Origin of the sequence: Amycolatopsis sp. TNS106, assembly GCF_019330265.1 — a bacterium.
GTDB classification, from domain to species: domain Bacteria; phylum Actinomycetota; class Actinomycetes; order Mycobacteriales; family Pseudonocardiaceae; genus Amycolatopsis; species Amycolatopsis lurida.
This window is the reverse complement of sequence record NZ_CP024972.1, coordinates 2,788,673-2,806,204: the sequence shown is the minus strand read 5'-3', so window position 1 is coordinate 2,806,204 and position 17,532 is coordinate 2,788,673. Positions and strand designations below refer to the sequence as shown.

The window sequence follows — 17,532 nt, the reverse complement described above, 5'->3', positions numbered from 1 at the left end:
AGCACGCGAGTTACGCGTTCGATCACGCGAGTTACGCCTTCGGCCCCCGCCAAGGCGTTGCGAAAGCCACTTTCGGGACATCAGACGTCCCGAAAGTGGCTTTCGCGACACCCGCACACCGCAGGTCGTTTACGGGCTACCGCATCGAGAGGACTAAAGGCGAAGGGTCAGCCGGCGATCAGTTCGGCGAAGCGTTCCGGGCTGACGTTCCCGCCGCTGAGGATCACCCCGACCCGGCCCGAAGCGGGCACCTGGCCGCTGAGCAGCGCCGCGAGCCCGGTCGCCCCGCTCGGCTCGATGACGAGCTTCAGCCGTTCGAACGCGAACCGCATCGCGTCCCGGACCTGGTCGTCGGTGACCAGCGCGATGTCGTCGACGAGCCGCTGGTTGATCGAGAAGGTCAGTTCACCGGGAATGGAGGCGGCCTGGCCGTCGGCGATGGTCCGCGGCACCGGGATCGACACGCGCTCCCCGGTCTCCAGTGAGCGTTTGGTGTCGTCGCCCGCGGCAGGTTCGACGCCGACGACCCGGATGCCGGGCCGGACGGCCTTCGCGGCGGTCGAGCTGCCCGCGATCAGACCGCCACCGCCGACGGGGACGACGAGGGTGTCCAGTGACTCGGCGTCCTCCAGCAGTTCCAGCGCCGCGGTGCCCTGGCCGGCGATCACGTGCGGGTGTTCGTACGGCGGGATGAGCGCGAGACCGCGGTCGGCCGCCAGCGCCTCGCCGATCGCGACGCGGTCGCCGGTGTACCGGTCGTAGGTGACGATCTCGGCGCCGTAGCCCGCGGTGGCGTCCTTTTTGGACTGCGGGGTGTCCTCCGGGATCAGGATGACCGCGCTGCTCCCGAGTTCCCGCGCGGCGAGCGCGACGGCCTGGGCGTGGTTCCCCGACGAGTAGGCGGCGATGCCCTTGGCCAGCTGTTCCGGCGAGAGCCGCGAAGCGGCGTTGTACGCGCCACGGAACTTGAAGGCCCCGATGCGCTGGAGGTTTTCACACTTGATGAAGACCTCGGCGCCGACGAGGTCGTCGAGGGTCCGGGAACGCACGACCGGGGTCCGGTGTGCGACACCGGCCAGACGGGCGGCGGCGTCACGGATGTCGTCGATGGTCACGGGGGCGGTCATGATGCTCCTTGATCACGGATTTCGGCGAGATAGTTGTAAGCGGAGGCACGGGAGATCCCGATGCGGGAGGCGACCTGGGGCACGGCCCGTCGCACCGCGAAGACGCCGCGCGCGTGAAGGCTGCGGAACAGATCGAGACGTTCTTCGCGGCTGAGGGCGGTCCAGGGTTTGTTCAGCCGGAGCTGGTGCTCGTCGACGATCGCGTCCACCACGGCGTCGACGTCGTCGCCGAAGGTCGTGGTCGGCGTTTCGGTGACGGCACCGACGTCGGCGAGTTCGCCGACCAGGGTCTTGAGCTGGCTCAGCGCGGTGACGTCGAGGTTCACGCACAAGGCGCCGAACACCGAGCCGCCGCTGCCGCGCAGCAGCATGGTCGACGACTTCACGAGCTTCCCGGACGCCGTCCTGGTCACGTAGTTCAGCTGGTCTTCGGCGTCGTCACCGCGGGCGAGCAGGCCCATGCCGATCTCGCTCATCGAACCGCCCACGGTGCGGTCGGTGACCGAGCCGGCGATCGCGACCACCGATTTCTCCGGACGGCGGAAGTCGTGCACCACGACCTCGCAGAACGAGCCGAGCGTCGCCGCGATGCCGTCGGCGACCGGGGCGAGCGCGTCGAGGATCGCGTCCTGCTCAGACATCGCGTACTCGGGCGAGGGCCTCGACCTCGACGACGCCGCCGTAGGGCAGCGACGCGACCCCGACGCAGGTCCGAGCGGGCCGGGGCTCGGCGAAGAACTCTTCGTAGACGCGGTTGAGGCCGTCGCGGTCGGCGATGTCGGTCAGGTACGCGACGACCTTCACCACGTCGGCCCGGGTCGCGCCCACCGAACGCAGGGCGGCGTCGAGATTGGCGAAGGCCTGCGGGCATTCGGCGTCGAAGCCTCCGGGCACCAGCGCGCCGGTCTCGGTCACGCCGAGCCGCCCGGACACGGAAACCAGGTCGCCGCTGCGGAAGGCGGGTGGGTACGGATGCTCGTTGGTCACGAGACTGACTGTATAAGCGTTGGACGAAAAGTCCAATCAGATTAGAAGTGACCTGCCACTCACCTGGTGAACGGGGTGTTACTCGCGAGTAGTCAGCCAGGTTAACGGCTTTCACTCGAACGAGCGACGGCTGTTTCCTGATCATCAAATGGACGTGAAACGCCTTGTCCTGCCTTTGATGATCAAGCCATCCTCCTCGGCGTGCGGTCCCCTGTCCGCGCACTCACCAGTCGAGAGGACGAACACCATGAGCGACACCCGGAGCACCACCCGCCGGTGGACGAAGCGCGGCCTGGCCGCCGGCCTGCTGGCGGTGCCGATGCTGGCCGTCTTCGGCGGCTCGGCCTCCGCGGCGGAACTGACCCCGATCGCCGAGTACCTCGACAGCACCATCGCGGGCCTGTCCGCGTCGTTGGTCCAGGCACTCGCGGCCTTGCTCGGCGTGAGCTGAGCCCTGGCCGGATGTGCCGGGAAAGGGTCGCGCCCTGAGCGACCCCTTCCCGGCACTCTCAGACCACCTCGAAGTTCGCCATCATCGCCATGTCCTCGTGTTCGGCGTTGTGGCAATGGAAGACGTAGCGGCCGCGATAGCCGTCGAAGCGGGCGATGACCTCGGCCGACTCGCCGGGGGCCAGGTCCACGGTGTCCTTGATACCCCCGTCGAACGGCCCCGGTGGCCGCCCGCCCCGGGAGAGGATCCGGAAACCCACCAGGTGCAGGTGCACGGGATGGTGGACGTCGGCGACGAACCGCCAGATCTCCGTGTCGCCGAGGCGCGGGCTCGCCGACATCACGTCCGGCGAGAACGGTTCCCCGCCGATCACCCAGCCCGCGCGGCCGTGGACGGTGCCTGCCCGGAACGAGAAGTCCCGTGTGGTCGTGGCCTGTTCGCGAGCGAGCGGCGGGATTTCGCCGAGTTTCGGCGGAACGCGGCTGTCGTCCGCCGCCCGGCGCGTGACGACGAACCGCATGACCTGAGCGGTCGAACCGGTGCCGAGCCGGTTCACGAGGGTGACCTCAGTGCCGACCGGATACCGGCCGAAGTCGACCACGAGGTCGTACCGCTCCGCCGGGGCGATGGGGAGATGGTCGTGTTCGCGCGGCGCGTCCAGGAGGCCTTGGTCGGCGCCGATCTGCACGAAACCGCCTCCGCCGGGCGGCGGCGGGTCCAGCGCCAGGTCGTAGCGCCGGGCGTTGGAGCCGTTGAGGACACGCAGGCGGTACTTGACGGCCGCCACCTCGTGCACTGGCCAAGGCGCGCCGTTGACCAGGATGACGTCACCGAAAACACCTTCCACGTAAGCACTTTCGACGCCCGGTGTGGTCCGCAGCGACCGGTCGAGAGAGGGATAAGCGAAGGCGCCGTGCTCGTCGAAAGACCGGTCGGCGATCATCAGCGGCAGCTCACGGTCTCCGGACGGGAGCCCCAGCGAGTCTTCCTCGTCGTCGCGGACCAGATGGAACCCGGCCAGGCCCCGGTACACGGCCGGACCGGTGAAGTCCATGCGATGGTCGTGGTACCAGAGGGTCGCGGCCCGTTGCCGCAGCGGGAAGACGTAGTCGCGTTCCCCGTTCGAGATCCGGGCGCGCGAGTCGGCCATGCCGTGCCCGGTATGCGCGGTGCTCCAGCCTGAACGCGGCAGGACGAGATCGGTCGGATAGCCGTCGGAATCGGCAGGCGTGTGCCCGCCGTGCAGATGGACCACGGTCGGCACGGGAAGCTCGTTGCGGTGGTGCGCCACCACCGTCCGGTCCCGCCGCGACTCGATCGTCGGGCCGGGGAAGATCCCGTCATAACCCCAGATCGGTGTCCGGACGCCGGGCAGGATCTCGGCCGTCGCCGCCCGCTGGGTGATCGTGTAGTGATCGGCGTCGGCGGTCCTTTGTGGACGCAGGACCGGCGGGATCGGCAGCGGAACCCGGAAGGGCTCCGGCAATGGGAGTGCGCTGCGCAGCAACTCGCCGGTCCCCGGAGCGCCCTGTGCGAGCAGGCGGGGAGCGGTGATCCCCGCGGCGACGAGGACGCCGGCCCCGCCGGCGAGCCCGAGGAAGGTCCGGCGGGGCAGCCGCCTGGTCATCGGTCGGCCCGCCAGGTCTGCGGCCGCCACACGGCGATGGTCGTCAGCACCGTCGCGGTGACGAGCGCGACGCCGAGCGGGACGTGCAGATCGAGCGCGCCCTTCATGCCGGCGAGATACTGCCCGGTCTCGCCCAGCGCGAGCAGCAGGCTGATCCAGAACAGCCAGCGCGGTCCGCGGACCAGCCACAGGACCAGCGCCGCCAGGATCTGCGCGTACGCCAGGTACGACACGGCGTCGGCGCCCCAGCTGTGCAGCCAGAGCATGTCGTAGTCGCCGCCGAGATAGCCGCCGGCGAACACCGGCTGGCCGATGATCGCGAGGGCGTGGGCGCTCACCAGCACCCGGTTCACCACCAGTGTCCCGTGCGCCTTCCGGCTCGGGCTGGTCAGGGTTTCACTCACGTGCTCGAACGTAGGAGCTGACGCCTTATGCTGTCCAAGACAAGATCGGTTATCTGTTCATAACAGGCGAGGTATCAGCAGTGGATCTTCTGGCGCTCCGGTACTTCCAGACGGTCGCCCGGCTCGAACACGTCGGCCGCGCCGCCGAAAAGCTGCGTGTCGCGCAACCCTCGCTCAGCCGGACCTTGGCCAGGCTGGAGAACGACCTCGGCGTACCGCTGTTCGACCGGCACGGCCGCCGGATCCGGCTCAACCGGTTCGGCACCGCGTTCCTCCGCCGCGTCGACCGGGCGCTGGCCGAACTCGACGACGCCCGTCAGGAACTCGACGACGCCGCCGGGCTCGAACGCGGCACCGTCGCCGTCACGGCCGAGAGTCTGCTCGTCCTCACCGAACCGCTTCGCACCTTCGCCCCCGATCATCCGTTGGTGGACCTAAGGCTTTCCCAAGCGTCGGGAGAGGGGATGGCGGAGAAGCTGAAAGCCGGCGATGTCGACCTGTGTGTCACGTCGCAACCCTTGACGGGCAACGATATTCGCAGCCGCGTGCTTCTCGACGAAGCGGTGATGCTCTGCGTGCCCGCCGGGCACCGGCTGGCCGAGCGCGGCAGTGTCAGCCTGGCGGATCTCGAGGGCGAGCCGTTCCTCACCACGCGACCCGGCTACTGGCAACGCGCGCTCGTCGATCGTCTTTTCGCGAAGGCCGGGCTCGAACTGCACGTCGTCTGCGAGGGGGACGAAGCCGCGGTGCTCTTTCAGCTCGTCGACGCGGGTCTCGGCATCGCGTTGGTGCCTGCTCTGGGGCTGCGCGCCGTCACGGGTTCGGCGGTGGTCTGGCTCGACGTCGACGACCCCGAATGCCGGCGCGTGCTCAGCGTCGCGTGGCGCGAGGATACTTACCTTTCCGCGGCGGCCCAACGATTTCGCGACCATCTGGTCGGCCACTTCAAGGCACAGGCCGAGCCCCGGTCGCGGTGACCGGGGCCCGGCGAGAGGCGCTTACGGGTTGAGCGTGACGCTGTAGGCGCTCATCGCCTCGCCGATGGGCTGGTAGTACGAAGTACCACTGCCCTTGCCGGAGGTGATGCCGAGGCCGACGCTGCCGGAGAACAGGCAGCCGCCCGAGTCGCCGGGGTTGGCCAGCGCGTTGGTCTGGATCAGCTGGTGCACCGCGCCTTCGGCGTAGTTCACCGTGACGTTCAGCCGCTGCACCGAACCCGAGGTGAGGCGGGTGGTGCTGCCGCTCTTGCTGATCCGCTGCCCGACGGTGGCGGTACCGGCCGAGGCGATCCGCTGGGTGGAGCCGTTCCAGAGGGTGACCGCGCCGGGCGCGCTGCCGGTGGTGTTGCGGATCAGGCCGTAGTCGTTGGTCGGGAAGCTGGCGCCCTGCGACGGTCCGACGTTCCACTGCGACACCGCACGGGTGCAGTGGCCGGCGTCGAGGATGTAGTTCTGGCCGCCGCGGTTGGTGTTGAACCCGACCGAGCACCGGGTGCCGCCGCCGGTGATGGCCTCACCGTTGTAGATCGCCGTGTGCATCTCGCCGGTGGTCCGCTCCACGCGGACGCGGTCGCCAAGCGCTTCGGCGGCCTTCACAAGGGCTCCGGTGCCCTTCGCGGCGTCGGAAATGGTCAAGACCACCTGGTTGGCCTTCGGGTCGAGGCCGATCGACGTGTGCGTGACCGACGGCAGCGCCTGGAGCGCGTTCTGCGCCCCCGCCAGCGCGGCACTGGAGTGCTTGACGATCCGGGCCTGCGCCCCGGTCGCCGTGACCTGGTCCGCGGCGGCCTGGTCGAGGACGTTCACCACCGGCTTGGCGGCGTCGTCGAGGTACCCGTCCGCGGCACGCGCGCCGAGCGACGCGGTGACCTGCTGCAGCTTCTCGACGCTCGCCGTCTGCGTCCGGAGGAACTCGACCGCGGCGGCCTGGCTGATCCCGGCTTCGGCGGCGAGGGAGGTCACCGCTTCGTGCTGCACCGTGGGGGAGTAGCCCGCGATGGTGGTGGCGGTGGCCGTGGACGGGGCGAGGAAGCCGACGACCGCGGCCGCGGCCACCAGTGTCGTGGCGGTACGGGCTAAGGGGTTTGTGCGCATACCGGTGTCTCACTTTCGCGAGGGGACATCCAGCGCGAGGGGTGGCCGCACTGGACACGGTGGGGTAGCCGGGCACGGCCAAGGTGACCCGGCACCGGTGTTCCGGTGCCGATCATGGTGATCCGCCGCACCGGGGGCGGATACCGACTTTCGTTGGACAGGAAGAAAAATAGGTACCCGCCGTTCGGGCTACCGACGGATACGCGCACAGCAAAGGGTGATCACGTGAGCGCGGCGTCGAAGGCCAGGCGCGCGAAGCGCTCTCCGATGAGCCGGTGTGTGGCCGCGTCCGGGTGGAGGGCGTCGGGCAGTGGCAGCTCGGCGTGGTCCGCCTCGCCGTACAGTTCGAGGCCGTCGAGGTAGCGCAGGTGCGGATCGGCCGCGCTCCGTTCCTTGACGATACGGGCGAGTTCTTCGCGGATCACGGTGAGCGTCAGCTTTCCCGAGGCGGTTTCCGCGGGATCGCCGGTGGCCCTGAACCGCACTTTCCCGTCGCGCAGGGCGTCCGGGTCGAACTCGCCCGGCCCCGGTGTGTGTTCGTGGATGGGACAATGGATCGGCGAGACGACCAGCAACGGCGTGGCGGGATGGCCTTCCCGGATGGTGTCGAGGAAACCGTGCACCGCCGGGCCGAACGCGCGCAGCCGCATCAGGTCGGCGTTGACGACGTTGATGCCGATCTTGACGCTGACGACGTCGGCGGCCGTGTCCCGCATCGCCCGGGCGGTGAACGGGTCGAGCAGCGCGCTGCCGCTGAAGCCCAGGTTGACCAGGTCCACCCCGGCGAGGGCCGCCGCCGTGGCAGGCCACGTGCCGGTCGGGGTCGTCGCGTTGGAGCCGTGACTGATGGAGCTGCCGTGGTGCAGCCAGGTCCGGCGGCCGCTCGACTGTGCACTGTGGACGGACGCGTCGGTGCGCAAGGCGACCAGCCGGGTCGTCTCGTTGTGCGGCAGCCAGATTTCGACGGTCTTCTCGCGGCCGGGCAGGCCGTCGAACCGCAGGGTTCGGACGGGGCCGGGCTCGTGCCGTGCGGCGCCGGTCGCCAGGTCGACCCTGATCGTGTCGCCGTCGGGCACGCTCGCCTGCCCCGAGCGCCTGCCGTCGACGAACAGTTCGTAGACGCCGTCGGGACGGGGCGGTGTGCCGGCGAAGACCCGTTTGGTGGCCAGGACGTCGAGTTCGACGAGGGACGCCGCGGTGCGGAAGACCAGCCGCACGCCGGACGGCTGCGATTCCGCCATGGTCAGCTGGCCGTCGGGGATCTGCCGCCTGGCCCGCGCGGGCAGCCGGTGGGGGAGCACGCCGCGTTCGGTGAATTCGAGGTCGAGCGCGCCGCGGACGAGGCCGGCGGTGATCGGGGTCGTGAGCATTGTTCCGTTCATTTCGTTCGGGGCCAGGCGCGCAGCAGGACGTCGAGCGCGTCGAGGATTTCGGTCCAGCTCTCTTGTGAGCCGGGAGTGCTGTGACTGAAGCCGCCGGCGGCCTCCAGCCCGACGAAGCCGCTGAACACGCTGCCCAGCAGCCGGACCGCGTGCGTCTGATGCGGTTCGGCGAGGTCGTAGCCGCGCAGGATCGCCCGCGTCAGTTCGGCGTGGCGGACACCGGCGCTGGTGACCGCCTTGTCCGGTGCGAGCCGGAATCTCGCGGCGGTGAACCGGCCCGGGTGTTCGAGGGCGTAGTCGCGGTGCACGTCCGCCAAGGCGATCAGCGCGTCCTTGCCCGCCAGGCCCGCCACCGCGGTGGCGGCGCGATCGGCGAGTTCGGCCAAGGCCAGCAAGGCGATCTCGGTCTTCAGTTCGTGGGCGTTCTTCACGTGCGAGTACAAGCTCGCGGTCTTGACGCCGCACCGTTTCGCGAGCTCGGTCGGGGTCACGTGCTCGAAACCGATCTCGTCGGCCAGTTCCGCACCCGCCCGGACCACGAGTTCCTTGGTCAGTCCCGCTCGCACCATGGAAGCCACCATACCATAGCTCATTCGGCATTTGCCTAATGCTATTAGGAAGGCGAAACCTGGGTTCGGTAGCGCTGGGCCCGGCGGATGCTGGGCGCGGTACGAACGGAGGTGGACATGATGAACACGGTGGACCCGGCCAAGGCCCGGCACGACCGGATCGAGCGGTGGCGCGGAGATCGCCGCCTGCTCGTGGGCGCGATCCTGGCTTCGCTGGTCACCCTCGTCTGCGGCTATCTGACCGGGTATGGATTCGGCGCACTCCTCGAGGAGTTCCGCACGATGGCGATCGACAGCGTTTTCGACGACCGCGGTGACGGCGAGCCGCCGTACAGCTCGGTCTGGGGAACTTTCGGCTTCCTCGGATGTCTTGCCGCGGGCAACCTCGCGCGAGCCGCGACGCGGCGCTACCAAGGACGGCGGTCGGGACCGGCGTTCCCGGTCGTCCTGGCCTTCGCGGCCAGTACGCTCGGTCTCTGGGAATCGTCACGAGCGTGGCTTCCGCCGCTCGCCGTCGGCACGGCGGTCGACCCCGTGTTCCACGAGGACGAAAAGTGGGGGTTCTGGGGGTGGTTCCTGTACTACGCCGACCTGTGGGCGCCCGCGTTCCTGCTCCTCCTGACGTTGCTGGCCCTGTGGTACGCCGTCGGAGTTTCGCGGCACCAAGCCGAACTGGCGCGCACCAAGGAACGGCTGCTGCGGCAGGGCCGCCGGGTGCCTGCCGAGCTCGTCGAAGTGAAGGTGCGCATGGGCGGGGACGAGTCGGGCACCCGGGTCGTCGGCGCGGACGTGACGGTGTCCTTCGTCGACCTCTCGGGCGTCCGGCACTGGGTGACCCGCCGCACCGGCGACACCGCGATCGCCGGCGCGGAAGTGCTGTTCGACCCGGCTGCACCCGCCGATGACAAGAAGATCTTCGTGGCGCTGCGGCGTCATCCCGCCCTCAGCGACTGGCTGTCCGCGAACTGAGCTCTGGAGTGTCCATGCCGCTCACCCTTGTCCGCGGGTTCCTGACCGGGATCATCAGCGGGACGACCTTGTGCGCGTTCATCGTCGGCATCGTCATCGAGTACGTCCCGCTGATCGTCACCGGCGTCGGGCTCCCGATCGTCTACGGGATCCTGCTCCACCTCGCCGGGGCACCGCGACGCGCCCGTGAGGCGAAGATCGTTCCGGTGGTCGCGCTCGCCAAGATCGAAAGCCTTCGCGCCGGGGGCACCGAGACCGGGGACATCCCGGTCGACTTCGTCTTCACCGTCGCCCCCGAAGGCATGGCCACGTTCCGGCTGAAGGTCGCCCACCACATCAACCTGGTCGACATCCCGAACTACCGGCCGGGTGACGTCCTCGTCGTCCGGTACCCGCCGGACCGGCCGTGGAAGGCGGAGGTCGTGGACCGGCCGCCGCCGTCGTGGGAACGCCGCGCGGCCGAAGCCACGATCGAATCCGCTCCGGAGTCCGGCCTGGTGCAGGAACCGCCGGAGGGCTGCGGGTTCTCCGCGCTCGCCGTCCTCGGGTTCCTGCTCGGCGCGGGGCTCGTGCTGTTCCTGTTCCGCGCCGAGCTGTTCGCGCCGGAAACGCCTGTCCGGACGGAAGAAACCCAGTCCGGTGTGACCACGTCCTCCTCGGGATCCGCGACCGTCGACGTCGACAGATCCCTGCTGGGCGAAGGGGAGTTGCGCCGGGCGATCGACTCACTGGCGCAGGCCACGGACGTTTCGCAGGTGATCACCGTGGTCGTCGAAGACCGGCGGCTGACCGTGGTCTTCGCGCCGTCGGGCGCCCAGGTGCCGCGGTTCGACCTCCGCGCGCTGGAGGCCGACCGCGTCCCTGCCCTGGTGCGGCGGGCGAAGGCGACTATCGAAGTCGGGGAACCGCAGACGTGGCAGGTCACGACCGTCCCGTTCGGCACCGCGGTGAGCACCAGGGTGATCGTGACCGGACCCGACGGCAGCGGCTCACTCGCGGACGGTGGCTGAAGCCGATCCGTGCTTGCCCGGCGCGGCGCTGCCGGAGTATTCGCCGAGGTCGGAGATCAGCGCGGTCAGCTCGGCGTCGCCGTCGTAGCGACGCTGGTGCAGTTCGGCGATCTTCGCGCCCATCTCCGGGTCCGGATCGTCGGTGATGTCGAAGGACGCGAACCGGTCGACCAGCGGCAGCCCGACCCGGTCGGTGTTCCGGTGCGCCGGGTGCATGAGGTACTCCCAGTACCCGTCGAGGTCTTCGATCGCGAAGACGGCGCCCCATTCGTAGTCGCCGCCGAAATCGCGGCCGACGACGAAGGACTTCACCGACGGGATGACCCGGCCCTGGTTGCGGAGGCTTTCCAAGGCTTCTTCGACCTGCTCCGGCGAAGCGTCGGGGCGCAGGGTGAAACGGTTGCCGTGGTAGATCATCGTGTTTCCTTTCGGTTGTTCCGGTTCGGGAGAAGAGCGGCGAGTGCCGCTCCGGCGCCCAGGGCGGCACCGGTCCAGGTGAACGCGCCGGCGATGCCGATGCCCTGGACGAGTGGCTGGACGACGAGAGGGGACAGGAACTGCCCGAGGAAGATCCCGGCGACCAGGCCGCTGAGCACGCGGCCGCGATGCGCGGGATGGGCGAGGTCGGCCAGGCGCAGGTTGAGGTTCGGGACGACGAGGCCGACCCCGAATCCTCCGACGAGCAACCCGGCCACGACCTGGGCGACGGTGCCCGCCGTGCCGATCACCAGCCAGCCCGCGGCCATGAGCGCGACGCTCGCGGTGGTGATCGCCGTGGGGCTCGAGCGCTCACGCAGGCGGGGGAACACCAGCGCACCGGCGACGCTGGTCAGCGTGCTCCCGGCGACCACGGCCCCGACGACCGCGGGACCGCTGCCGAACCCCTCCAGCAGGAAGGGTAACTGCGTCGGCGCCATGTAGAAGGCGAGTGTCACCACCAACGCGAGGACGTAGACGCCGATGACGCGACCGGGCGGCCGAGGCCGCTCGCTCTCACCGGCCGCTGGACCGCGCCGGACCGGCTCGCGCAGGGAGGTGATCGCGAAGACCGCCACGATCACCGAGACCGAATAGATCCAGAACGGCGCCTGCCAGCTCACGGTGGCCAGCACTCCCGCCAAGGGGAGGAAGACGACACCGCCGAGACTCGCGAAAGCCTGCTGCATCCCGAGGAACGAGGCGCGGCGTTCGCCGGAGAACCAGTCGGTGATCAGGGTGCTGACCGCCGTCATGATCCCGCCGACGGCGAAACCGAGCCCCACCCGGGTGATCAGCAGCAGAAAGAGGTCGTCCACGAAGAATCCGGCCGTACCTGAAACCGCGTAGAGGCCGAGGCCCGTCAAGAGCAGAGGGCGGCGTCCGGCGCGGTCGGCGACGATTCCGGACAGCGGCGCGCTGATCGCGATCGCGAGGGAGGTCACGGTCAGCGTCAGCCGCACGAGAAGATCGGAGCCGGGGGTACCGGAGAAGACCTCACGCATCGCGGGCAGGCTGGGCGCGATGATCGCCGCGGCCATGATGGTCAGCGGTGCCGCGGCCAGCACGGTGCCACGGGCTCGCCGCGTCGGCGCCAAGATGTTCGTCACGCCACCAATCTCGCAGCGGGACAGCGGGGTTCGCGTCGGTGAAAATCGCCTATGTCCGCCCGCGCTCGGTAGCGTGCGGGCATGACCGACGAGATCCTGCCCGCCATCGCCGGAGAGATCCTCACCGGAGAAGCCGCCTTGTCCGTGGCGGGGAAAGACTGGGGGAACCTGATCCACACCCGGCCGGGACTGGTCGTGAGGCCGGCCTCGGTGACCGATGTGGCGGTCGTGCTCAGGTTCGCCGCCGCGCGGGGGCTGCCGGTCGCCGCCCGCGGAGCGGGGCATTCGCCGTACGGGCAGGGACAGGTCGACGGCGGGATCCTGCTGGACATGACCTCGCTGCCGCCGCGCAGGGTGGTCACCGGTGAGCTGGTGTCGGTGGACGCGGGCGCCCGCTGGCGGGAAGTGCTGGAGACGACCTTGCCGCATGGGCTTGCGCCTCCGGTGCTCACCGACTATCTCGAGCTGACCGTCGCCGGCACGCTGGTGGTCGGCGGGATCGGCGGCGCCACCCACCACCACGGCACGCAGACCGACGGCGTGGTGGAACTGGAGGTCGTCACCGGTGCCGGAGAGGTGATCACCTGCTCACGCGAGAGCGATGAGGACCTGTTCGACGCGGTCCTCGGCGGCCTGGGGCAATGCGCGGTGATCACTCGCGCGACGCTGCGGCTGACCCCGGCCCCGGCGCGGGCCCGGCGGTGGAAGCTCTACTACGACTCGCTTCCGGCGTTCTTGGCGGACCAGCGCGCCGTGGTCCGTGACGGTCGTTTCGACTACGTGGAGGGCCAGCTGATCCCCGTCGGCGACGGGTGGCGGTATCTGCTGGAGGCGGTCGCCTACTACTCGCCGCCCGCCGGGCCGGACGAGGACGCCTTGCTGGACTCGCTCGGTTTCGACGAGTCCGAGGACGAGGACACGGGGTATTTCGACTTCCTGAACCGGATGGCCGACGGGGAGGCGGCCCTGCGGGCGGAAGGAAGCTGGTTCCATCCGCATCCGTGGCTGAACGTGTTCCTCACGGACGACACGGTCGAGCGGTTCGTCGCCGAAACCCTCGCCGCCACCGGCGAATCCGAACTGGGTGCCACCGGACTGGTGCTGCTTTACCCGGTGCGCAACGACCGACTGAAGACTCCGCTGTTCGCCGTGCCGCCGGGGGAGATCTCCTGGCTGTTCTCGCCGCTGCGTGTCGGTTCGCCCCGCGACCCGCTGCACAACGCCCGCCTGCTGGCGCTCAATGTGGACCTCTACCGGAAGGCACGCGAGCTGGGCGGAAAGGTCTATCCGTCGAACGCGCTGCCGATGTCCACAGAGGACTGGCGCGCGCACTTCGGCGACGCCTGGCCGAAACTCGCCGACGCCAAGGCCCGGTACGCGCCGGGGAACCTGCTCAACCCCGGCCAGTGCCTGCGGGTGCCCTGAGGTCCGGGGCCACTGGTAGAAATGTCCGATGCGGGATTTCTTCAGGGGTTTCCGGATGTTCGGGCAAGGCCTGGGCATCCTTCTGCGGTCGCCGAGACTGCTGCTGATCGGCGCGCTGCCCGCGTTGCTGAGCACGGTGCTGCTCATCGGCGGCATCGTCGCGCTGGCGTTCTGGATCGATGATCTCTCGCTCCTGATCACCTCGTTCGCCGACGACTGGTCGCCGGGCTGGCGGACGACGATCCAGGTGGCGGCCGGTATCGCGGTGTTCGGGGTCGCGCTGGCCATCGCCATGATCGGGTTCACGGCGATCACCCTCGCCGTCGGCGGCCCGTTCTACGAGCACATCGCGGAGAAGGTCGAGGACGACCTCGGCGGCGTGCCCGGCGCGGTGGACCTCTCGTGGTGGCGGTTGCTGGTGCTGGGCCTGAAAGACGGTATCGCGCTCGTGCTCCGTTCGCTGATGTTCACGATCCCGCTGCTGATCGCGGGCTTCATCCCCGTGGTGGGGCAAACGGTCGTGCCGGTCCTGCTGGCCTTGGTGACGGCGTGGTTCCTGGCCCTGGAACTGATCGCCGTGCCGTTCTACCGGCGGGGGATGGGGTTGAAGCAGCGCCGGCCGCTGCTGCGCCGTCACCGCGCGCTCGCCCTCGGGCTGGGGCTTCCCGTGTCGCTGCTGTGCCTGATCCCGTTCGCCGCGCTGATCGTGATGCCGGTGGGCGTCGTCGGCGGTGTGCTCGTCGCCCGTGAGGTCCTCGCGGCGGAGGCGGCCTGAGCTTCGTCTGTGTCAGATGCCCCTTTGGACCTGACGCCCCCTTGCCCAGCCAGTCCGTGAAGGCCTCCTTGAGGGACCCAGGGTCCCTCAAGGAGGCCTTCACAGACAGCGCCGCCTAGCCGATGGGTTCGATCCAGATGTTGCGGAACCGCGGGTTCTCGCCGGGATCCCCGTGGTCCTGCAGCCGGATGGCGCCCGGCGCCGCGCTCTCCGGGATGCTGTCGCCCGTGCCGCCGTCGATCGCCACGTCGTTGTGGACGACGACGCCGTTCCAGACCACGGTCACGCGGGCGTTGTCGGTCTTGTTCCCGGCACCGTCGAACCGTGCGGCGCGGAACGTGACGTCGTAGGTCTGCCAGGTGCCCGGAGCCGTCGCCATGTTCCGGTCAGGTGCCTTCTTCGAGTAGATCGCGCCCGCTTCGTTGTCGGCGAGCGTGGTGTCCCCGAAGGATTCGAGCACCTGAAGTTCGTAGCGTTCCTGGAGATAGACGCCGCTGTTGCCCCTGGCCTGTCCGGTGACCTCTGGCGGATAGTTCGGCTCGTTCCACTCGACGTGCAGCCGGAAATCGCCGAACTGCTGTTTCGTGCGGATGTCCCCGCCGTTCGACTCCATCGCACCGCCCGAGACCGGCCAGGTCGCCGCGCCACCCGCGCGTTTCTCCCACGCGTTCAGATCGGTGCCCTTGAACAACGGGATACGCCTCGACTCGGTCAGGGTGAGACTGTCGAGATTGACGTTGCCCGCGTCGCCCGTGTCGTAACGGTAGGAGATCGTGTTCGACCCGGCTTTCAGGTTCAGCGTCTCGGGTTGCGTGTTCCAGGTGTCCCAGTTGCCGGTACTGGCGAGCCGGACCTGTTTCACCTTCGTCCCGTTGACGTAGACGGTCACCGATTTGGTCCCCGGCGCCGGATCCGGGCCGTTCGAGTAGCGCAAGGCCGCGTTGTAGGCGCCGGACTTCGGCGCGTTCACGGTGAACGTCGTCGCGGCGCCCTGGTTCCAGTAACCATCGACGAATCCGGTGCCCGTGTAGCCGGTGTGGTTCGTGTTCGTCCCGGCGCCACCGCTCAGCGCGGCCCGCTCCGCCTCGTAGGTCGTGCTCGCCGCCGGGCCGCCGACCAGCGAGTTCAACGTGTACCAAGCCTCGGTGCTCCACAGCGCCGCACCGGACTCCGCCGCGAACGGCCGCGGCGACCGCACGTGGACCACGTGCCCTGCCTTCAAGCCCGCCACCTGCAGGGTGACCTTCTTGCGGTCGGCCGAGAGGCTCGCCGACGTGACGGACAGGGTCTGCTCGTCGAGCTTCGGTCCGCCGTACGCGGGGGTCGGCTGGTAGCGCCACTGCTGAGCCTGGTACTTCGCCGCGAGGTTCTGCGCGGTCTCGGCCGACAACGGCTGGGTGTACTCCAGCTCGAAGCCGCCCGCGACGGCCCGCATGGCGCGGATGTCGAAGGCGTTCGTGCCGTTGGGCGTCACCTTCTGGAGGCCGTAGGCGAGTTTGCCGGGCTGGCCCCAGTTCCCGCCGCCGTCGATCCCGCCGGTGTAGATCGCGCCGTCGGGGCCGAGGCTGATCCGGCTGACACCCGACTCGAGTCCTTGCGTGAGGCGGAAAACGGCGCCCTGGTACTCGCCGTTGACCTTCTCCAGGAACGCTCGCTGAAGCCCGCCGTAGGTCACGTCGCCGTACACCATCTGCCCGGCGAAGGGGCCTTGCGACAGCATGACCATATTGCTCGGCGAGTTCGCGATCTCGTTGTGCGGCAACCACAACACGGGCGCGGTGACGGGCTTCGAGTCGAACGGGCCCGGCGGATTGGTGTAGTGATTGAAGAACCGGTCCTGTTTGACCCGCACCAGCTTGTTCGCCGGCAGCCAACCGCCCTGGTTGTCCGTGACGAAGACGTCGCCTTCCGGTCCCCAGCCGATGCCGTGCGGCGTACGCAGCCCACCGGCGATGTAGGAAACCTTGCCGGTCGCCTTTTCGACCTTGATCGTCGTGCCGCGGTTCGGCGCGGGCTGCGGATCAGTCGTGGCGCCGCCGTAATTGATGGACACGGAAAGGTTGGCGTAGAAGAAGCCGTCCTTGTACAGCAGGCCGAACGCGAACTCGTGGAAGTTGCCGCCGAACGGCCACATGGCCACGGTGCGGTAGTCGTCGGTCACGCCGTCGCCGGTGGTGTCGTTCAGTTCGACGAGCCGCGTCTTCTCCGACACGTACAGCTTGCCGTCGACGTACTTGACGCCCATGGGTTCCTTCAGCCCGCTGGCGACCCGCTGGGTGCGGACCTTGCCCGGGTCGGTGTTCCCGCTGACGTTGCTCAGCAGATGGACCTCGCCGAGAGTCTTGTCGGAGCCGCCCCAGGTGGCGATGGCGAGCCGTCCGTCCGGCAGCCAGTCCATGCCGGTGACCTGCGGCTGGAACCCGTCGGGACGCAGGTTCGTCAGCGTGAAGCCGGGGTGGACGCCGTTGAGCGGCAAGCCGTCACCAGGGGAGTCCGTGGCGCCCTCGCATTCCTTGCGCCCCGGCGCGGTCACCCGGACGACGTCGGCGTCGGTGCTGAGCACCGAATTCGGGACGAGCGCGAAGTCCGAAGCGCCCGGCGGCCGCCATTCGAGGGTGACCTGCTGGTCGTGGAGATTGTCGAAATGGTCGATCCGCAGCGCGTGATAGCCGGTGCTCAACTGGACCGAACCGGTCGCGGGGGTCGCGCCGTGCAGGCCGTCGTGGTTGATCACCGTCTGTCCGTCGATCCGGAGCCGGGAGCCGTCGTCGCTGGTGAGCCGGAATTCGTACTGCCCGGCGGTGGCGATGTTGATGTTGCCGATGACCTCGGAGACGAACTGCTCGTTCAGCCCGAAGTCGGCGGTGGTGGTCCAGTTGATCGTCGGCATCAGCTTGTCGACGTTGGGGGTCTGGCCGGATTTGATCGCGCAGAGCTTGGTGAGCTCGCGTTGCAGGTCGTACGTGCGGAGCGTGACACCGGGTTGCTGGGGCGGGATGGCCGCTTCTGCCGGGGCTGTGACCAGCCCGGACACTGCCGTGACCAGCGCCAACGAGGCGACGATGGTCCGGTTGAAGCGCTTGCGGACAGACGGAAGCATCGTTGCTCCTCGGGTCGGCGGCGGAGC

17 protein-coding genes are annotated in these 17,532 nt (G+C 69.2%); 6 read left to right on the top strand and 11 right to left on the bottom strand.

All coding sequences use genetic code 11. The annotated features are described in order from the left end of the window. Window positions 1-167: 167 nt before the first annotated feature. From CVV72_RS12615 to CVV72_RS12605, 3 genes are read right to left on the bottom strand one after another with little or no spacing between them, the layout of a single operon-like run. Window positions 168-1,127 carry a pyridoxal-phosphate dependent enzyme gene (locus tag CVV72_RS12615; RefSeq protein WP_219152614.1) on the bottom strand — a complete coding sequence of 320 codons (960 nt, stop codon included), beginning with the start codon at window positions 1,125-1,127 and terminating at the stop codon, window positions 168-170. Further along, the gene (locus CVV72_RS12610) at window positions 1,124-1,768 is read right to left on the bottom strand and encodes a transcriptional regulator (protein ID WP_219152613.1); all 645 of its coding nucleotides are present in this window, start codon (window positions 1,766-1,768) and stop codon (window positions 1,124-1,126) included. The genes CVV72_RS12615 and CVV72_RS12610 overlap by 4 nt, the downstream gene beginning before the upstream one ends. After that, window positions 1,761-2,114: a RidA family protein gene (locus CVV72_RS12605; RefSeq protein ID WP_219152612.1), complete on the bottom strand. Its 354-nt coding sequence runs from the start codon at window positions 2,112-2,114 to the stop codon at window positions 1,761-1,763. Before CVV72_RS12605 ends, CVV72_RS12610 begins: the two co-directional genes overlap by 8 nt. A 247-nt stretch (window positions 2,115-2,361) precedes the next feature. Between CVV72_RS12605 and CVV72_RS12600 the strand changes: the two genes are divergently transcribed. Continuing rightward, complete coding sequence (locus tag CVV72_RS12600) at window positions 2,362-2,565, top strand: hypothetical protein (RefSeq protein WP_219152611.1); 204 nt, start codon at window positions 2,362-2,364, stop codon at window positions 2,563-2,565. Between the two features lie 58 nt (window positions 2,566-2,623). Here the strand turns inward: CVV72_RS12600 and CVV72_RS12595 are convergent, their stop codons facing one another. Further along, a complete protein-coding gene (locus CVV72_RS12595; protein ID WP_219153927.1) occupies window positions 2,624-4,192 on the bottom strand; it encodes a multicopper oxidase family protein in 1,569 nt (522 codons plus the stop codon). Then, window positions 4,189-4,596 carry a hypothetical protein gene (locus CVV72_RS12590; RefSeq protein ID WP_219152610.1) on the bottom strand — a complete coding sequence of 136 codons (408 nt, stop codon included), beginning with the start codon at window positions 4,594-4,596 and terminating at the stop codon, window positions 4,189-4,191. Before CVV72_RS12590 ends, CVV72_RS12595 begins: the two co-directional genes overlap by 4 nt. An 80-nt stretch (window positions 4,597-4,676) precedes the next feature. On the opposite strand from CVV72_RS12590, the gene CVV72_RS12585 reads away from it, so the two are divergent. Continuing rightward, window positions 4,677-5,573, top strand: a complete 897-nt coding sequence (locus CVV72_RS12585; protein WP_219152609.1) for a LysR family transcriptional regulator — start codon at window positions 4,677-4,679, stop codon at window positions 5,571-5,573. Window positions 5,574-5,594: 21 nt separating this feature from the next. On the opposite strand, the gene CVV72_RS12580 is transcribed toward CVV72_RS12585, so the two are convergent. The 3 genes from CVV72_RS12580 to CVV72_RS12570 all read right to left on the bottom strand — a co-directional run bounded on the left by CVV72_RS12580 (window position 5,595) and on the right by CVV72_RS12570 (window position 8,640). Then, on the bottom strand, window positions 5,595-6,689 hold the full coding sequence (locus CVV72_RS12580) for a S1 family peptidase (protein WP_219152608.1): 1,095 nt from the start codon (window positions 6,687-6,689) through the stop codon (window positions 5,595-5,597). A 221-nt stretch (window positions 6,690-6,910) separates the two neighbouring features. Further along, on the bottom strand, window positions 6,911-8,059 hold the full coding sequence (locus CVV72_RS12575) for an SGNH/GDSL hydrolase family protein (RefSeq protein ID WP_219152607.1): 1,149 nt from the start codon (window positions 8,057-8,059) through the stop codon (window positions 6,911-6,913). An 8-nt stretch (window positions 8,060-8,067) separates the two neighbouring features. After that, on the bottom strand, window positions 8,068-8,640 hold the full coding sequence (locus tag CVV72_RS12570; RefSeq protein ID WP_219152606.1) for a TetR/AcrR family transcriptional regulator: 573 nt from the start codon (window positions 8,638-8,640) through the stop codon (window positions 8,068-8,070). Window positions 8,641-8,757: 117 nt separating this feature from the next. Here CVV72_RS12570 and CVV72_RS12565 point away from each other — a divergent pair, with 117 nt between their 5' ends. Both CVV72_RS12565 and CVV72_RS12560 read left to right on the top strand, forming a co-directional pair. Then, window positions 8,758-9,609: a hypothetical protein gene (locus CVV72_RS12565; protein WP_255632658.1), complete on the top strand. Its 852-nt coding sequence runs from the start codon at window positions 8,758-8,760 to the stop codon at window positions 9,607-9,609. Window positions 9,610-9,623: 14 nt separating this feature from the next. Continuing rightward, window positions 9,624-10,619, top strand: coding sequence for a hypothetical protein (locus CVV72_RS12560; protein ID WP_219152605.1), 996 nt, complete (start codon window positions 9,624-9,626; stop codon window positions 10,617-10,619). On the opposite strand, the gene CVV72_RS12555 is transcribed toward CVV72_RS12560, so the two are convergent. Beyond that, window positions 10,599-11,036 (bottom strand): Dabb family protein, encoded by a 438-nt coding sequence (locus CVV72_RS12555; RefSeq protein ID WP_219152604.1) that lies wholly within the window; start codon window positions 11,034-11,036, stop codon window positions 10,599-10,601. The two genes, CVV72_RS12560 and CVV72_RS12555, sit on opposite strands and share 21 nt — an antisense overlap. Continuing rightward, window positions 11,033-12,205, bottom strand: a complete 1,173-nt coding sequence (locus CVV72_RS12550) for an MFS transporter (protein WP_255632657.1) — start codon at window positions 12,203-12,205, stop codon at window positions 11,033-11,035. Before CVV72_RS12550 ends, CVV72_RS12555 begins: the two co-directional genes overlap by 4 nt. A gap of 81 nt (window positions 12,206-12,286) precedes the next feature. Between CVV72_RS12550 and CVV72_RS12545 the strand changes: the two genes are divergently transcribed. Together CVV72_RS12545 and CVV72_RS12540 are read left to right on the top strand one after the other, a co-directional pair. Further along, window positions 12,287-13,630, top strand: a complete 1,344-nt coding sequence (locus CVV72_RS12545; protein WP_219152603.1) for an FAD-binding protein — start codon at window positions 12,287-12,289, stop codon at window positions 13,628-13,630. Between the two features lie 28 nt (window positions 13,631-13,658). Beyond that, complete coding sequence (locus CVV72_RS12540; RefSeq protein WP_219152602.1) at window positions 13,659-14,405, top strand: EI24 domain-containing protein; 747 nt, start codon at window positions 13,659-13,661, stop codon at window positions 14,403-14,405. Between the two features lie 115 nt (window positions 14,406-14,520). On the opposite strand, the gene CVV72_RS12535 is transcribed toward CVV72_RS12540, so the two are convergent. After that, on the bottom strand, window positions 14,521-17,505 hold the full coding sequence (locus CVV72_RS12535; protein WP_219152601.1) for a family 16 glycoside hydrolase: 2,985 nt from the start codon (window positions 17,503-17,505) through the stop codon (window positions 14,521-14,523). Window positions 17,506-17,532: the final 27 nt, after the last annotated feature.